15 protein-coding genes and 1 riboswitch are annotated in these 14,817 nt (G+C 70.8%); of the genes, 5 read left to right on the top strand and 10 right to left on the bottom strand.

Going from position 1 to position 14,817, the window contains the following annotated elements; translation table 11 throughout:
• Window positions 1–51 precede the first annotated feature (51 nt).
• The 6 genes from ACZ6RC_RS23095 to ACZ6RC_RS23070 all read right to left on the bottom strand — a co-directional run bounded on the left by ACZ6RC_RS23095 (window position 52) and on the right by ACZ6RC_RS23070 (window position 5,958).
• Window positions 52–954: a TauD/TfdA dioxygenase family protein gene (locus ACZ6RC_RS23095; protein ID WP_469586271.1), complete on the bottom strand. Its 903-nt coding sequence runs from the start codon at window positions 952–954 to the stop codon at window positions 52–54.
• An 81-nt stretch (window positions 955–1,035) separates the two neighbouring features.
• Complete coding sequence (locus ACZ6RC_RS23090) at window positions 1,036–2,373, bottom strand: LLM class flavin-dependent oxidoreductase (protein ID WP_469586268.1); 1,338 nt, start codon at window positions 2,371–2,373, stop codon at window positions 1,036–1,038.
• Between the two features lie 65 nt (window positions 2,374–2,438).
• Window positions 2,439–3,578, bottom strand: coding sequence for an ABC transporter permease (locus tag ACZ6RC_RS23085; RefSeq protein WP_469586265.1), 1,140 nt, complete (start codon window positions 3,576–3,578; stop codon window positions 2,439–2,441).
• Window positions 3,575–4,402: an ABC transporter ATP-binding protein gene (locus ACZ6RC_RS23080; RefSeq protein ID WP_453617922.1), complete on the bottom strand. Its 828-nt coding sequence runs from the start codon at window positions 4,400–4,402 to the stop codon at window positions 3,575–3,577. The genes ACZ6RC_RS23085 and ACZ6RC_RS23080 overlap by 4 nt, the downstream gene beginning before the upstream one ends.
• 6 nt (window positions 4,403–4,408) lie before the next feature.
• On the bottom strand, window positions 4,409–5,479 hold the full coding sequence (locus tag ACZ6RC_RS23075; RefSeq protein WP_469586261.1) for an ABC transporter substrate-binding protein: 1,071 nt from the start codon (window positions 5,477–5,479) through the stop codon (window positions 4,409–4,411).
• Between the two features lie 350 nt (window positions 5,480–5,829).
• Window positions 5,830–5,958 carry a putative leader peptide gene (locus ACZ6RC_RS23070; protein WP_469586258.1) on the bottom strand — a complete coding sequence of 43 codons (129 nt, stop codon included), beginning with the start codon at window positions 5,956–5,958 and terminating at the stop codon, window positions 5,830–5,832.
• A 136-nt stretch (window positions 5,959–6,094) separates the two neighbouring features.
• Window positions 6,095–6,200: riboswitch (ZMP/ZTP riboswitch) on the top strand.
• Window positions 6,201–6,272: 72 nt separating this feature from the next.
• Between ACZ6RC_RS23070 and ACZ6RC_RS23065 the strand changes: the two genes are divergently transcribed.
• The 3 genes from ACZ6RC_RS23065 (at window position 6,273) to map (ending at window position 9,044) form a co-directional block, all read left to right on the top strand.
• A complete protein-coding gene (locus ACZ6RC_RS23065; RefSeq protein ID WP_453617999.1) occupies window positions 6,273–7,103 on the top strand; it encodes a bifunctional 5,10-methylenetetrahydrofolate dehydrogenase/5,10-methenyltetrahydrofolate cyclohydrolase in 831 nt (276 codons plus the stop codon).
• Window positions 7,104–7,363: 260 nt separating this feature from the next.
• Window positions 7,364–8,125: a hypothetical protein gene (locus tag ACZ6RC_RS23060; RefSeq protein WP_469586256.1), complete on the top strand. Its 762-nt coding sequence runs from the start codon at window positions 7,364–7,366 to the stop codon at window positions 8,123–8,125.
• 121 nt (window positions 8,126–8,246) lie between these two features.
• On the top strand, window positions 8,247–9,044 hold the full coding sequence (map, locus tag ACZ6RC_RS23055) for a type I methionyl aminopeptidase (protein ID WP_469586253.1): 798 nt from the start codon (window positions 8,247–8,249) through the stop codon (window positions 9,042–9,044).
• A gap of 217 nt (window positions 9,045–9,261) precedes the next feature.
• Here the strand turns inward: map and ACZ6RC_RS23050 are convergent, their stop codons facing one another.
• Window positions 9,262–10,431 carry a macrolide family glycosyltransferase gene (locus ACZ6RC_RS23050; protein WP_469586752.1) on the bottom strand — a complete coding sequence of 390 codons (1,170 nt, stop codon included), beginning with the start codon at window positions 10,429–10,431 and terminating at the stop codon, window positions 9,262–9,264.
• A gap of 86 nt (window positions 10,432–10,517) precedes the next feature.
• Window positions 10,518–11,171: a CatB-related O-acetyltransferase gene (locus tag ACZ6RC_RS23045; protein ID WP_469586249.1), complete on the bottom strand. Its 654-nt coding sequence runs from the start codon at window positions 11,169–11,171 to the stop codon at window positions 10,518–10,520.
• Window positions 11,172–11,270: 99 nt separating this feature from the next.
• Here ACZ6RC_RS23045 and ACZ6RC_RS23040 point away from each other — a divergent pair, with 99 nt between their 5' ends.
• Window positions 11,271–11,894, top strand: a complete 624-nt coding sequence (locus ACZ6RC_RS23040) for a TetR/AcrR family transcriptional regulator (protein ID WP_469586246.1) — start codon at window positions 11,271–11,273, stop codon at window positions 11,892–11,894.
• A gap of 655 nt (window positions 11,895–12,549) precedes the next feature.
• Here ACZ6RC_RS23040 and ACZ6RC_RS23035 read toward each other — a convergent pair.
• Window positions 12,550–13,089, bottom strand: a complete 540-nt coding sequence (locus tag ACZ6RC_RS23035) for a 2'-5' RNA ligase family protein (protein WP_469586242.1) — start codon at window positions 13,087–13,089, stop codon at window positions 12,550–12,552.
• 272 nt (window positions 13,090–13,361) lie between these two features.
• Between ACZ6RC_RS23035 and ACZ6RC_RS23030 the strand changes: the two genes are divergently transcribed.
• A complete protein-coding gene (locus tag ACZ6RC_RS23030; RefSeq protein WP_469586238.1) occupies window positions 13,362–13,877 on the top strand; it encodes a MarR family winged helix-turn-helix transcriptional regulator in 516 nt (171 codons plus the stop codon).
• Between the two features lie 302 nt (window positions 13,878–14,179).
• Here the strand turns inward: ACZ6RC_RS23030 and ACZ6RC_RS23025 are convergent, their stop codons facing one another.
• Window positions 14,180–14,797 (bottom strand): hypothetical protein, encoded by a 618-nt coding sequence (locus ACZ6RC_RS23025; protein ID WP_469586235.1) that lies wholly within the window; start codon window positions 14,795–14,797, stop codon window positions 14,180–14,182.
• Window positions 14,798–14,817: the final 20 nt, after the last annotated feature.

Raw genomic sequence — 14,817 nt, 5'->3', positions numbered from 1 at the left:
GCACACCGTCGCCGGGCGGGGCGCGGAGCCCCGCCCGGCGACGGTGTTCTCTCAGGCCGCGGCGGGCGTGTAGTGGGAGGCGTCGTCGCCCTCCAGGACCCGGCTGCGCTCGCCGTCGACGCCGACGGGGACATCACCGGCGACCGTCACCCGGTGCAGCAGACGGGGCAGGTCGCCGTAGTCGTCCGGGGCGTAGTGCTGGGTGATGCGGTTGTCGAAGAGGACGACGTCGCCGGGCGCCCACACCACCCGCACGATGTTCTCCGGACGGGTGACGTACGACTGGAAGATGCGCAGCAGGTCGCGGGAGTCCGACGGGCCGAGACCGACGATGCTCTGCGCGAAGCCGCCGATGAAGAGACCGCGCTCCCCGGTCTCGGGGTGGACACGGACGACCGGATGGGCGGTGCGGTACTTCCGGGACACGAACCGCTTGCGGTGCTCGGCCGCCTTCTCGCTCTTCGGCGCGGCGTAGTCGTAGTCGTTGGTGTGCACCGCCCACAGCCGGTCCGCCAGCTCGCGCAGCGGCTCGGGCAGATCGCGGTACGCGGCACCCGAGTCGGCGATCAGGGTGTTGCCGCCGTAGGGCGGGACCACGATGCCCCGCAGCGTGGACGCCTTCGGGGGCGTACGGACGAAGGTGACGTCGGTGTGCCACCGGTTGGCGCGGACGCCCTCCTCGCCGTCGACGGGCAGGATGCCCGGCTGACCGTCGACGGACGGCACGGTCGGGTGCGCGCTGGTCAGCTCGCCGAAGAGGGCGGCGAAGCGGAGCTGGCCGGCGTCGTCCAGGTTCTGGCTCCGGAAGACGAGCGCCTTGTGCTCGAGGAGTGCCGAGTCGATCTCGGCCACGACGGCGGGCGCGAGCTCGCCGGAGAGGTCCACGCCGAGGATCTCGGCGCCGATCCGGCCGCCGATCCTCCGGATGTCGAACGCGGTGCTGCTGGTGGTCATGGGTGCGGTGTCCTTTCACGGGGGCTGCGGTGGTGGGTGCGACGCAGCGGCGTTGGGGTGTGGGGGGTGGGGTCGGGTGTGCTACGCGCCGGCGGCCAGCCGGTTGGCGGGCCGCGGCAGCCCGTAGTGGTCGCGGAGGGTGCGGCCGGTGTACTCCGTACGGAACAGGCCCCGACGCTGGAGGATCGGGACGACCTGGTCGACGAAGTCGTCGAGCCCGCCCGGGAGGTGCGGCGGCATGATGTTGAAGCCGTCGGCCGCGCCTTCGGTGAACCACTCCTGCAGCTGGTCGGCGATCTGCTCGGGTGTCCCCGCGAAGACCCGGTGGCCGCGACCGCCGCCGAGCCGGGCGATGAGTGCGCGCAGTGACAGGCCGTCGCGCCGGGCCAGTTCGGCGACGAGCGTGAAGCGGCTCTTGTTGCCGTTGATGTCCCGCTCCTCGGGCAGGTCGGGCAACGGACCGTCCAGGGGCAGTCCGGTCAGGTCCGTGCCGAGCATCCCCGACAGCTGGGCGAGCCCGTACTCCGGCACCTGGAGGTCGGTCAGCTCCCGCTCCAGGGCGCGGGCCTCCGCCTCGGTGGATCCGATGACGGGGCAGATGCCGGGGAGGATCTTCAGTGCGTTCTCGTCGCGGCCGTAGCGGGCCAGCCGGCTCTTGAGGTCCTTGTAGAAGGTCTGTCCGTCGGCGAGTGTCTGCTGCGCGGTGAACACGGCCTCGGCGTACCGGGCGGCGAACTCCTTGCCGTCCTCGGACGACCCGGCCTGCACGAGCAGCGGGTGGCCCTGCGGGGAGCGCGGCACGTTCAGCGGACCCCGGACACCGAAGTACGGACCGCGGTGGTCGATCTCCCGCACCTTGTCGGTGTCGGCGTAGAGGCCGCGCTCGCGGTCGAGCAGGATCGCGTCGTCCTCCCAGCTGTCCCACAGCTTGGTGGCAACCTCGACGAACTCCCGGGCCCGTTCGTAGCGCAGGCCGTGCTCGAGGTGTTCCTCCTGCCCGAAGTTGCGGGCCTCGTTCACCGTCCCGGAGGTGACGATGTTCCAGCCCGCACGGCCCCCGCTGATGTGGTCGAGGGAGGCGAACTTGCGGGCGGTGTGGAACGGTTCGTTGAAGGTGGTGGAGACGGTGGCGATCAGGCCGACGCGCTCGGTCACCGCGGCCAGCGCGGACAGCAGGGTCAGCGGCTCGAAGCCGCCGAGCGCGTTGTGGCGCACGTTGCCCCACAGCGCCAGGCCGTCCGCGAAGAAGATCGAGTCGAGTCTGCCGCGCTCGGCGGTCCGGGCGAGCTGCTGGAAGTAGGCGAGGTCGGTGACCCGCTCCGGCTGGGTCAGCGGGTGCCGCCAGGCGGCGTCGTGGTGGCCGGCGTTCATCAGGAAGGCGTTGAGGTGCAGCCGGCGGGGCGGGGGTGTGGCGGGCATGGTGGTCCTAGGCGTGAGAGGGGAGGGCGCGCGGCCCTTACGGGGCGGGATGGCGGGGCGGGCCGTCAGGCGGGCAGGCGCCAGGAGCTGAGCCGTCGCTCCACGGCCACGAGGAGTTGGTTGAAGGCCACGCCGATGGCCGAGATGGTGATGATCCCCGCGTACATCTGCGGGATCGCGAAGTTGTACTGCGACGCGTTGATCAGATAGCCGAGCCCGGCCTTGGCGCCGATCATCTCGGCCGCGACCAGCACCAGGATGGACACCGCTCCGGCCAGCCGGATGCCGGTGAAGACGACGGGCACCGAGGCGGGCAGGATCACCTTCTGGAACAGGCGCGGCGCCGACAGGTCCATCGACTTCGCCAGCCGCAGGAGCGTCGGATCGACATGGCGTACGGCGCTGATGGTGTTGAGCAGGATCGGCCAGGTGCAGGCGTAGACGACGATGGAGATCTTGGACGTCTCGCCGATCCCGAGCAGCAGGACGAAGACCGGGAGCAGGGCGAGCGCGGCGGTGTTGCGGAAGAGTTCCAGCAGCGGGCCGAGGACGTTCGCGACGGGCTTGTACCAGCCGATCAGCAGGCCGAGCGGGACGGCCACGGCCACGGCGATGCCGAAGCCGCTGAACGACCGCGTCAGGCTGGCCCCGGTGTTCTCCGCGAGCTGCCCGTCGGCGGCAAGTTGCCACCAGGCCGTGGCGATCTCGCTGAACGGCGGCAGGAAGGTGCGGTCGACCAGATCGAGGCGGGGCGCGGTCTCCCAGAGCAGGAGGAGCCCGAGGACCGCCACCGACTTGACGGCGGCGGTCCGCAGGAGGCGGACCGCGCGGCGTCCGGTGGCCCGTGCGGCAGCGGCCCCGCCGTGCGGCGCGCGGAGGGCTCCCGCCGCCGCGGCCTTCCGCGGCGTGGAGACCGCGTCCGCCGCCGCCTCGGCCACCGCTTCGGCCGTCCCGGCGGCCACGGTCGGGCCGGTGGCCACGGTCGGGCCGGTGGTCTCGGCGGTCTCGGTCGGGCCGGTTGTCCCGGCGGCCACGGTCGGGCCGGTGGTCTCGGCGGTCTCGGTCGGGCCGGTTGTCCCGGCGGCCACGGTCGGGGCGGCGGTGTCGGCGGTCTCGGTCGGGCCGGTCGCCGCGGTCGGGGCGGTGGTGTCGGTCGGGGTCACGGACTGCTCGGTGGGGGTGCGCGTACCGGTCGCGGGGCTCATACGGTGACACCTTCCTTCTCTTCCTGCTGGGCCTTGGCCACCTCGTCGTGCAGCAGGGACCAGATCTCGTGCCGGTGGCGTGCGAACTCGGGGCTGGAGCGCAGGTCGTCCGTCGCGGTGCGGGAGGTGAACTCGATCGGCACCACCTGCTTGATGCGGCCGGGCCGGGACGTCATGACCGCCACCCGGCCGCCCAGGTAGACGGCCTCCTCGATGCCGTGCGTGATGAAGACGATCGTCTTGCCGGTGCGCTCCCAGATGCGGAGCAGTTCGTCCTGGAGGGACTCCCGCGTCTGGGCGTCGAGCGCGGCGAACGGCTCGTCCATCAGCAGGACGTCGGGGTCGTACGCGAGACTGCGGGCGATCGCCACCCGCTGCCGCATCCCGCCCGACAGCTCGTGCGGGTGCCGCGACTCGAACCCGGAGAGGCCGACCAGATCGAGGAACTCCCGGGCCCGGCGGGCGCGTTCGCGCCGGGGGACCCCGGTCGCCTCCAGGCCGAACTCGACGTTCCCCTGCGCGGTGCGCCAGGGCAGCAGCGCGTACTGCTGGAAGACGATGCCGCGGTCGAGGCCGGGCCCGGTCACCGGTTCCCCGTCCAGGAGGACCCGGCCGCCGTCGGGGCGGGTGAGACCGGCGAGCAGGTCGAGGAGCGTCGACTTGCCGCAGCCGCTGGGGCCGACGACCACGACGAACTCGCCGGCCGCGATCTCCAGGTCCACGCCGTCGAGCGCGGCCAGTTCCGTGCTCCCGCCCTTGAGCGGAAAGGTCTTGCGTACGCCCTCGAAAGCGATCTTCGGCGGGGCGGCGGTGGGCTGTGTCACGGGGGATCAGCTCCTTCCCTGAGCGGCCGGGGCCGAGGTGGCGGCGGACGGCCACCGGGTGCCGGCGGCGGCGTTGAACTCGTTGGTGTACAGATCCGCGAGCTTCACGCGGCCCCGGTCGATGTCCCCGCGCTCGGCCAGCCAGTCGATCCACAGCTGGAGTTCCTTGCCGGTGATCAGCCCCGCCTTCTCGGCGACACCGAAGGACTGCCAGTACTTCAGGGGCGTGCTGTCCTCGTTGCGGCCGCGCTTCTCGACGATCTCCGTCATCCGGGCGACGACCTCGGCCCGGGGGGTGGTTCGGGACCACTCGATGGCCTTGCCCACTCCGGTGACGAACGTCCTTGCCGTGTCCGGATTCCGCTCCAGGAAGCGGTCCGTCATCACGAACGTGCCGGCGCTGAACGCCCCGAGCAGCTGGAAGTCCGTGAACAGCGGCCGTATGCCGCCCGTGGCCAGCGCCTTGTCACGCAGGATGCCGCCGAGCACGGCCACGTCGATCTGCCTCTGGCGCAGCGACTGCTCGGTGTTGACCGGGGGCACGACCAGCGGTTCGACCTTGCCCGCCTCCGCCGCGGACAGGCCGGCGCGTCGTAGGTAGATGTCGAGCATCGCCTCGGCGTGGGCGCCGAGGGTGTTCATCCCGACCTTCTTGCCCGGCAGGTCACGCGCCGAGCGGAGGGGACTGTCGGCGAGGACGTAGTAGCCGTTGTACGCGTGCTTGTCGGCGCCGTAGTAGCTGATGACGGCCTTGACGGGGCTGTTGTTCGCGGCGAGCTTGACCACGGCGCCGTTGAACGCGCCACCGAAGTCGGTCTGGCCGGTGGCCGCGGACTGGATGTCCTGCGGACCGCTGATGGTGTTGCCGACCCACTCCAGCTTCACGTCCTCCAGATAGCCGAGGTCCGCGGCCAGTTCCGGCAGGGTGACCGTGCCCGCCCACCCCTGATAACGGAGCGTCCTGGTCTGCCCCGTGGTGGAGGAACCGCCGCCCAGGGCCGTGCCGCAGCCGACGGCGGCGGCGGACAGGCCGAGAAGGGTGAGGAATTGTCGTCGGGTCGATGCGGTCGGGGCCATGGAAGGTCCTGTTCGGGATCGGAGGTGCTGAACGAAGGAATCGGCCGGGGCGCGAAAAAGGGCAGGGGAAATCGCCCGAGGTGTGCCGGTGCGGGGATAGACGAAAAACGGCAGTAAGGGGCCGACGGAATTCGGGGGAATTCAACCGTCGGAATGTCCTGTCACACGGGAGTCCGCGGGGCGCGGTGCGCGCCGTCGTTCACGAGGCGCGCACGGGTGGGACGCCTGACGCGATGCGGGCTGTTCCGGGCGGGACATGAGCTATGACGGAGTACGGACGTGCGGTCCCGCGAGCGTTCACCTGCCCGGTCGGGCCGGGGCATGGGAGGAGAGGAAAGGGGCCGCGGGGTCTATCGACAGGCGGCACAGATGGCGCTGGCCTGGCGTCGCAGATCGACGTGCAGGCGCGCTACGAAATCCTCGGACTGGCTCACAAGCAGGATCCTGGCAGCAGGCCCGTTCCCCGTCAATGTACGCATTGTTACGTCTCACCTTGCGCATTCCCGGGGCGGACGTGCGGAGAGGCGAGGGGCCCTGCTTCGGCGTGATGTCGAGGGGTTCGGCGGGGGGTCGAGCGCCTGGCACGGAGCCGTTCCGGGGCCCTCGCGTAGAGTGGGCGCGGGCCGTGACTGGCGCTTGAGGTGGATCACCACCGGGGAGCGGCTCCGTGGACACCGCGCACCCGCGCGGAACCGCGCTGCCGTGCGCCTGGGCGATCGACCGTGTTCTCGATGACGCCCAGGAGTGGCTTGTGTCCCGTGTCAGCGCTACCCCCAGCAGCACCGCCGCCCTCATGGACGGCACCGCGCTCGCCCGCCGTACGGTCGAGGAGACCGCCGTCCGCGCCGCCGAGATCACCCGCCGCACCGGCGTCACGCCCTGCCTCGCGACCGTCCTCGTCGGCGAGGACCCGGCCTCCGTCACCTACGTACGGATGAAGCAGAACCGCTGCGCGAAGGCCGGAATCCGCTCCCGCCACGTGGAGTTGCCCGCCTCCACCACGACGGCGGAACTGGTCGCCGCGATCACCGCGCTCTCCGAGGACCCCGAGGTCCACGGCATCCTCCTGCAGCACCCCGTCGGCCCGCACATCGACGAGCGCGCCGCCTTCGAGGCGATAGCCCCCGCGAAGGACGTCGACGGCGTCACCATGGCCTCGTTCGCGGCGATGGGCTTCGGACTGCCCGGCTTCGTCTCCTGCACGCCCGGCGGGATCATGCGGCTGCTCGACGCGTACGAGGTCGCTCTGAGCGGCAAGCGCGCCGTCGTCGTCGGCCGTTCCGCGATCCTGGGCAAGCCCGCGGGCCTGCTCCTGCTCGGCCGCGACGCCACCGTGACGTACTGCCACTCCCGTACCACCGACCTCCCCTCCGTCGTCCGCGAGGCGGACGTCCTGGTCGCCGCGGTCGGGAAGCCGAACTTCCTCAAGGGCGAGGACATCAAGCCCGGCGCGGTCGTCATCGACGCCGGCTACAACCCGGGCAACGTCGGCGACGTCGACTTCGCGTCCGCCGCCGAACGGGCCTCCCTGATCACCCCGGTCCCGGGCGGAGTGGGCCCCATGACGATCGCGGTCCTCCTCGCCCAGACGGTCGAGGCCGCCGAACGCCAGCTGGGCCTCTAGGGCGCGTCCGGAAAGTCCCGCCGGGCCCGCGACGCCGGCGGCGGGGGCGGTTCCGGCACCGTCACGCGCAAGCCCGGGCCGCGAACGCCGAGGCGCTGACGCCCTGCGACCCGCGCTGGTGGGGGATGCGTTCGATAGCACAGAGACGACGACGTGAACAGTCGTGGCGCGGGGAGTGATTGTCACGGTTCTGTACGAGACCTGCTGCAACTTGCCCGCAGAGTAGGCGAGCCGGCCGTTCTCGGGTGACCCTGGTCCGTATGGCCCCGTTCTCCGCCGACCCCTCGTCGCCCCTGCGGAACCTCTTCCTGCCGGTCCTGCTCGTCCTCGCGGTCGCCCTGGCGGCGGCCGCGCTGGTCGTGAGCCGTGACGCGGGTGGCCGAACGCCGCCGGGGGACGCGAAGGCCGGCCGGGCCGACGCGGCCGGCCGGACCGATCGGACGACGCAGGCCGGCGCGCAGGAGCCCGCCCCGCTGGGCGGGATCGCCACGCGCCGGCCCTCGCCCACCGCCCCCGCCTCGCCCTCCGCTTCCCCCGCCGCCCCCTCGGCCACGGCTTCTGCCACGGCACCGTCGTCGGCCTCGGCCCCTTCCGGGGTGTCGCCCTCCGCCTCGACGGCGACCAGGCGCCCCGAGCGCCGCCCCGACCCCGCGCCGTCCGCCCTGCCCTACGACCGGCTCCGGGCGGGTGAGTGCTTCGACTTCGACCGGTCCGCGCCCGGCACGGTCACCCGGCGCGCCTGCCATCGCCCCCACGACGCCCAGCTCGTCACCGTGCTGAGGCTGACCGGCGACCTCCTCTCGGACCGGGACGTACGGGAATCGGCGGCACGGCTCTGCCGGGAGCCGCTGCGCCGCAAGGCGGCCGACCAGCCGCTCGGCACCCGTTGGACCACCTTCGTCCAGTACCCGTACCGCACCAGCTATCTCCTCGGCTCCGACACGGTGGCCTGCAGCCTCGCCGCCCACGGCGCACGCGACACCCCGGAGCGGGACCGCAAGCTCACGGCCCCGCTCCTCTGACCGGCTGATGCGAGGAGGCGACCAGAGGGTCGATCACCCTGCCGACGGACACTCAGGCACCATTTAAATACCGGTATAGTTTTACCGGTATAGTTATTGGTTCCATGGAGAGAAGCGGCACATGATCGAGATTCTGAACCCCGCCCAGCTGGCCCGGGCGCGAGACGCGGGCGCTCTGGTCGCAGACATCCTGCACACACTGAAGGGCCGGAGCGCGGTCGGCGCGAATCTCCTGGACATCGACCGGTGGGCCAAGACCATGATCGTCGAGGCGGGGGCCTCGTCCTGCTACGTCGACTACGCGCCGTCCTTCGGGCGCGGCCCGTTCGGCCACTACATCTGCACGGCCGTCAACGATGCGGTGCTCCACGGACGCCCCTACGACTACACGCTCGCCGACGGTGACCTGCTCACACTCGACCTTGCCGTCTCCCGGCGGGGAGTCGCGGCCGATGCCGCCATCAGCTTCGTCGTCGGCGACGCGCAGCCCGCGGAGAGCATCGCGATGATCAAGGCGACCGAACGCGCACTGGCCGCGGGGATCGCCGCCGCCGGCCCCGAAGCCCGCATCGGCGACATCTCGCACGCCATCGGCACCGTCCTCGGGCAGGCCGGATACAAGATCAACACTGAATTCGGAGGGCACGGCATCGGATCGACGATGCACCAGGACCCGCACGTCGCGAACACCGGGCGACCCGGCCGCGGCTACAAACTCCGCCCCGGACTCCTGCTGGCGCTGGAGCCGTGGGTCATGGCCGACACCGCCGAACTGGTCGTCGACGCCGATGGCTGGACGCTCCGAAGCGCGACGGGCTGTCGAGCGGCACACAGCGAGCACACGATCGCCATCACCGAGGACGGGGCCGTTATCCTAACGTTGCCGACGCCGCCGACGCCGACGCAAGCGCAGGGCTGACGTCCCCGAGCTCCGGCCGGCCACCCCGCCCATGGCCCGCCGCTACCCCGCCGCTCGCCGCCCGACTTCCGGGGGATCGGGGCGTGATCGGCACATGATCGGCGCATGGCCCGGGGGCCTTTTTGATCACTTCCGCTGTGGCGGGCAGGTCAGTGGCCCACGTCCGCGGCCGGGCCGGAAGGGCCCGGAACCCTTGCTCGGCTGACTGGAGGAGCTGTCAGGGCGCGAGGTCCTCGTTGGCGGCCAGGATGTCCTCGATGAGGTCAGCAGCGCGCGAGGTGCCGCCCTCGGCCCGGGCGGCGGCCTGCAACTGCACGGATCGGTCCAGGCGTTCCGGATCTGTGACCAGGTCGTTCAGGGCCGCGCGGAGGGTCTCGGCGGTGGCGTCGGCGGTGTCCACCCGGCGGGCGACGCCGAGTTCCACGAGTCGGTCGGCGTTCATGAACTGCTCGGCACCCTGCGGCACGGCGATCATGGGAACGCCGGCGAGGAGCCCTTCGCCGCAGCCGCCCATGCCGGCATGGGTGACGAAGGCGTCGGCCCTTTCCAGGACCGCCCGCTGCGGGACCCAGGAGTGCACCTCGACGTTGGGCGGGATGGTGCCGAGTTCCTCGGGGTCGGTGTACGTGCCGATCTGGAGTACGACGTGCCAGCCGGGCAGGTCGCCGAAGGCGGCGATGCACTGGCGGTAGAACGCGGGCCGGCGCGTGTACGCCGAACCGAGCGAGATCAGCAGGACGTTGTCCGCGGCCGTCGGGCGGGTCCAGCCGTCCGTGTCCGCTCGGGTGTCGAAGCAAGGGCCGACGAAGGTCACCGTGTCGGTGTCGACTCGGTCGGCGTGCGGCTGCATCGCTCGCGGGATCAGGGCGAGGGCACGGGCGGGTGGGCCGGAGAACGTGCCCACGTCCGTGGTGCTCGCCCCGCACCCGGCGAGCCACCGCGCGAACCTGTCCCGGTACGCGTCGGCGCCCGGCAGCTTCCGCAGCTGCGCCGCGACTTCCTCCTGGTAGCCGTCCCAGCTGACGAATGTCGGGGACAGCTGCACGAGGGTACGGCCCTGCGCCTCGGCGAGGGCGCGCGCGGCATAGGCGCCGATGTCGTAGAGGTACAGGTCGGCCGGATCGTCGTCGTAGGCGGCTCGTAGTTGGGGGAGCGCTTGGACGGCGTTGTCCAGGAAGAGGCTTGCCGCGGCGATGGGATCGGCAGGCCAGTCGTTGTCCGCGACGGGCAGCGTGGAGGTGCACGGCACCAGCTCCGCGCCGGCGGACTCGATCCGGTCGGCCACGAACGGGTCGTTGGCGTAGGTGACCCGGTGCCCGCGGGCCACCAGCTCGCGGATGAGCGCGAGGCTGGGCAAAACATGGCTGACGATGGGGATGCCGACCATCGCGATGTGGGCGGGGCGAGAAGACACGGGCGATCACTCGTTTCTGGCACGGGACCGGTGCCGGGCGGTGTGGCGAGGACGCGGTGTCAGGCCTGATCGATCCCCGCGGCGGCCTCCTCCATCTCGGCGACGGTGCCGGACATGATCGTCCGTACGTGCCTGGTGATGTGCCGCAACGGCCAGTCCCACCACGCCACGGCGAGGAGCCGGGCGATGTCCGCGGCGTCGTAGCGGGTGCGGATGAGCCGGGCCGGGTTGCCGCCGACGATGCCGTAGTCGGGGACGTCGCCGGTGACCACCGCTCCGGCGGCGACGATCGCGCCGTGACCGATGCGTACACCGGGCATGACCGTGGCGCCGTGGCCGAACCACACGTCGTTGCCGACGACCGTGTCGCCCCGGCTGGGCAGACCGGTGATCAGGTCGAAGTGCTCCGCCCAGGAGCCCCCCATGGTGGGGAACGGGAAGGTGGAAGGGCCGTCCATGCGGTGGTTGGCGCCGTTCATGATGAATCGGGTGCCCGTCCCCAGCGCGCAGTACTTGCCGATGACAAGCCGCTCGGGACCGTAGTGGTACAGGACGTTGCGCGTCTCGAACGCGGTCGGATCATCAGGATCGTCGTAGTAGGTGAAGTCCCCGACCTCGATCAGCGGCGACTGCACCAACGGCTTGAGCAGAACCACGCGCGGGTGCTCGGGCATCGGGTGGAGCACGGTGGGGTCGGCAGGAACGGGCGGCATCGTGGAGGCGGTTCCTCTCCCGGAAATGTGGAGCGACAACTGTCGCGTTAAGATGCTGGCACAGCCCTGCCGTCCTGATCAACCGGATACTGACTGCCGATGACAGACTCACTGGAAACGACGCCGGACCGCCGTCCGGGTGGTCGCAGCGCCCGCATCCGCGCCCAAGTCCTCGATGCGGTGCGCGCCGAACTCGCCGAGGGCGGTCACGAAGGACTCACGGTGGAGGGTGTCGCGGCGCGGGCCGGAGTGCACAGAGCCACGGTCTACCGGCGTTGGCGCGATGTCGGCGGCCTGCTCGTCGACGTCATCGGCGCCGCCGGCGAGATCGACTGGCAGCCGCCGGACACCGGCTCCCTGCGCGGCGATCTGACGGCCCTCAACCACGAGATCCAGGAGTCCCTGGTCCTACAGCCGTCGTTCGCCATCGCCCTCATGGCCGCCTCGTTCCACTCCGAACAAGCTGCGCGGGCCCAGACGCAGCTGTGGACGGAGCGCTACGCCCAGTGCGAGATCCTCGTCGAGCGCGCCATCGAGCGAGGCGAACTCCCCGCACGGCACACGGACGCGCGGAGCCTGCTGATCGCCGCTACGGCTCCGCTCTACCACCAACTGGTGCTCCTGCGTGCCGATCCCGACCCACAACTCCCGGAACGGGCCGCGGAAGCGGCAGTCCTGGCGGCTGCCGGAGGTGCCTTCTCCCGTCGGGGAGAGAGCGTGTAATCGACGGGAGGGCGATCCGACGCGGCCGTCCCTGTCCGCGTTTACCTGCTGTCTTGAACGTCACCTTCACCCGACGAGGCGCGGGGACCGCGTCTGCGGGGTAGGACCGAGCGGGGGCGGCCGGCATCACCGACCAGGACGGCACCGGTGTCGACACCAGCCCTTTCGGTCACCCGCTGTCGGTCACCGCGGACGCCGCGCCGAGCTGCGCGTTCGCGTCCGGGAGGTGGTCCGGGACGACGACGGCCGTGCGCGGGGCCCTGTGAGGAATGCCACGGGCCGGACCTTAAGCCGCGAGTTGCTGCTCGGTGTCCATCGCCTTGGTCCAGGCTCTGACGAGAGCCTGGTAGATCCGCTGCTCATCGGAGGTGAGCGACCGCTGCTCCCCGTGCGCGCGGGCCCACAGGCCGCGAATCGCGTTGTTAAGGGCAGTCGGTCCGGGGCGCTCTCTGTGCGTGGGTCTCTGGGGCATGCATCCAGGGTAGGCCGGAGGTCTGACAGACACGGACGTCTGAGCCGTGGGATCCGCCACGTCCCGATCGTCATACCCCCGCGTGACTGGGCACCACCGCACAGTGAGCGATCAGGCGCGGGGGTGAAGCCTGGCTGTCCGTGTCGTACGTACGCGAAACCGGGGCCGACCGCGCCGCCCCGCTCAGGGGCCCAGGTGCCCGACGGTACGGGTGAGCGAGTCGTAGTACCGGGCGGAGGCCCACTCCCCGGTCACGGCACACGGCGGCGTGCCGGCGGGGGAGAGCAGCTCCCCGGCAGACACGGCCCACACGGCGTCGCGCCCGCGCCCGAGCGTGATGTGGGGGACCCAGCGAGCCGGGTCCAGGAGAGGGTTGGGCCTTCCGCTGTCCGGCGCGTCGCGCAGGACCCGCCACACCGTCTCGTGCAGAGCCAGCAGGGCGTCGTCGGGCCGGACGGCCCAGGCCAGGGCCTGCACGCGGCCGGAGAACCGGACCAGTCCGTCGAGGCATAGCGGAACGGGCAGGGCCCGTGCCAGTACGTGCAGCAGCCGGTCGCGCGCCCCAGGCGGCAGGTGATCGGCCGCGCCCAGGGTCAGGTGGGGCCGGTTCGTCGCATGCCGGTGGTTCGCCTGGCTGGGCAGCCCCCTGTCCGCAAGGTGCTGCCATACGGCCCGTACGACCCGCTCGGTCTCGCTGTCCGGCATCAGTTCCACGCTGAACACGCCGGCAGCCTACGGCCGCGCGGGTCACGCGCGAGGGTCTCGTGACCGTGTCCCGGGGGCGATCCCTCCTGACGGTGCCCGACAGGGGAGGGTCACGGCTGCTCCAGGCGGCCCTTGGTCTGCACCGCGGGATACGAACTATGGGCCAGACAGGGCGGATTGGTCTTCATGACGAGCCCTGCAGTGCGCCTGGTCAGGCCGCGCAGCGCTTGGGGCAGAGATCCAACGTTCGACACTGCCCACGTGCACGAGGGCGGTGTAGCGTCGCGATCATGAAAGCGTCCAGCGGCAGCATCACTGACCAGGCGCCGGCTGATCCGGTCGCCACAGACGGCATGTTGGCCAGCCAGCCCATCGGCTATTGGGCGGGCCTTGTCCACGAGGCAGTGACCCGGCGTCTGCGTGACGCCATGGCCAGAATCGACGTCACCCAGCCGCAGTACTGGGTACTCAACCGGGTAACCGGCGGGCCCACGGCACCCAGCCGTGAAGAGGTGATTGTCCAGCTGACCCCTCTCGCGGGCGGGCAGCACGAGATTCCTCGGGTCATCGACCAGTTGCTGCACCGAGGCTGGCTACGGATCGACGCTGACCAGAACCTGCACCTCACCGATGCCGGCGAGGCTGCCAGGGCCCGGCTGCGCGGGCTGGCCACAGAGCTGCGGGCGGAGGTCCACAAGGACATCAGTGACGAGGAGTACGTGGCCGCACTCAAGGTACTGCGCACGATGATCGCCAACGTCCAGGGAGACGGGAGCGACATCGCTGGTCGTATGCGGGGCATGTGAACGACTGCGGAAGGTCTCAATGCTGGGGGAAAACTCCAGGAAGCGACCGGGTGCCGCTTCCTGCGGGCGGGTCCCTGATCTGTTCTTGTCAGGGCTACGTCGGCTGAGAAGGTGTCAAACGGGCCACCAGCAGACCGGTAGAAGAGAAGCGATGTTCCGCCGTCTTCGAGGCCCAGGGCGCCGAAAGCCCCGGCGGCGTGATCAGAGGACGCGCGCTCGCTGGCGTCGGTAGCGACGCCGAACTGGGCTGTAGATGATTCGGAAGGGGCGTCCAGCGGCGATGCACGGTGGCAGTGGCCTGCTCAGTCGTCGAACCACACAACGAGACGCACGTTGTCGTCACCGTGCTGTGCTGCGAGTGCTTTCATGGCTTCCCAGACGGGTTGCCACTCGCCGGTTTCGGTGACGGCATCTCTGCGACAGATGGTGACGGATCTGTAGAGCGTGTCTCCGACGAGCCACTCACTTCCTTCGGGCCACTCCCGAATCTCACCGGCTTTGAGACCGACAGACGCGGCGAACGCGCTACTCCAGGAGGCCTTGCTCGTCATCCGGAGCCCGTTCGGCGTCTGGCGGTATTCGTGCAGCCGACTGTCGGGCTTCTCTGCAGGCTCGTCCCAGTCGACGGCCTTCACCTCGGCCCACGTGATCCACGTGGTGCCGTGAAAGCCGTCCTCGCCGTACCACTCGGTCAGCTGGGCGAACCGTGCACTCACAGTGGCAGAGGCATCGATGGGAAACCCCCGGCCTGCGGCCACGGGACGGAAGTTCGCGTAGTTGCGGACCCCGAAGAGACACCCGAACGCGTCGTAGTTACGGACATCGTTGAGAGAGTCGAGGTCGTATGCGCAGTACCAGATCGGTTCCTGATCGTCCTGCGGCGCCCGGTACTCGAGGAAGCCGCTTATGTCTGTACCCATGCCACACATTCTCTCGATGC

Source organism: Streptomyces sp. NPDC048353, assembly GCF_055587165.1.
This window is presented reverse-complemented; position numbering and strand designations above follow the sequence as displayed.

Bases quoted from the DNA above. Each gene is read 5' to 3' on its own strand.
- ACZ6RC_RS23095 (WP_469586271.1), bottom strand. From the start codon at position 954: ATGACCACCAGCAGCACCGCGTTCGACATCCGGAGGATCGGCGGCCGG.
- ACZ6RC_RS23090 (WP_469586268.1), bottom strand. From the start codon at position 2,373: ATGCCCGCCACACCCCCGCCCCGCCGGCTGCACCTCAACGCCTTCCTG.
- ACZ6RC_RS23085 (WP_469586265.1), bottom strand. From the start codon at position 3,578: ATGAGCCCCGCGACCGGTACGCGCACCCCCACCGAGCAGTCCGTGACC.
- ACZ6RC_RS23075 (WP_469586261.1), bottom strand. From the start codon at position 5,479: ATGGCCCCGACCGCATCGACCCGACGACAATTCCTCACCCTTCTCGGC.
- ACZ6RC_RS23070 (WP_469586258.1), bottom strand. From the start codon at position 5,958: ATGCGTACATTGACGGGGAACGGGCCTGCTGCCAGGATCCTGCTTGTG.
- ACZ6RC_RS23065 (WP_453617999.1), top strand. From the start codon at position 6,273: ATGGACGGCACCGCGCTCGCCCGCCGTACGGTCGAGGAGACCGCCGTC.
- ACZ6RC_RS23060 (WP_469586256.1), top strand. From the start codon at position 7,364: ATGGCCCCGTTCTCCGCCGACCCCTCGTCGCCCCTGCGGAACCTCTTC.
- map (WP_469586253.1), top strand. From the start codon at position 8,247: ATGATCGAGATTCTGAACCCCGCCCAGCTGGCCCGGGCGCGAGACGCG.
- ACZ6RC_RS23050 (WP_469586752.1), bottom strand. From the start codon at position 10,431: ATGGTCGGCATCCCCATCGTCAGCCATGTTTTGCCCAGCCTCGCGCTC.
- ACZ6RC_RS23045 (WP_469586249.1), bottom strand. From the start codon at position 11,171: ATGCCGCCCGTTCCTGCCGACCCCACCGTGCTCCACCCGATGCCCGAG.
- ACZ6RC_RS23040 (WP_469586246.1), top strand. From the start codon at position 11,271: ATGACAGACTCACTGGAAACGACGCCGGACCGCCGTCCGGGTGGTCGC.
- ACZ6RC_RS23030 (WP_469586238.1), top strand. From the start codon at position 13,362: ATGAAAGCGTCCAGCGGCAGCATCACTGACCAGGCGCCGGCTGATCCG.
- ACZ6RC_RS23025 (WP_469586235.1), bottom strand. From the start codon at position 14,797: ATGGGTACAGACATAAGCGGCTTCCTCGAGTACCGGGCGCCGCAGGAC.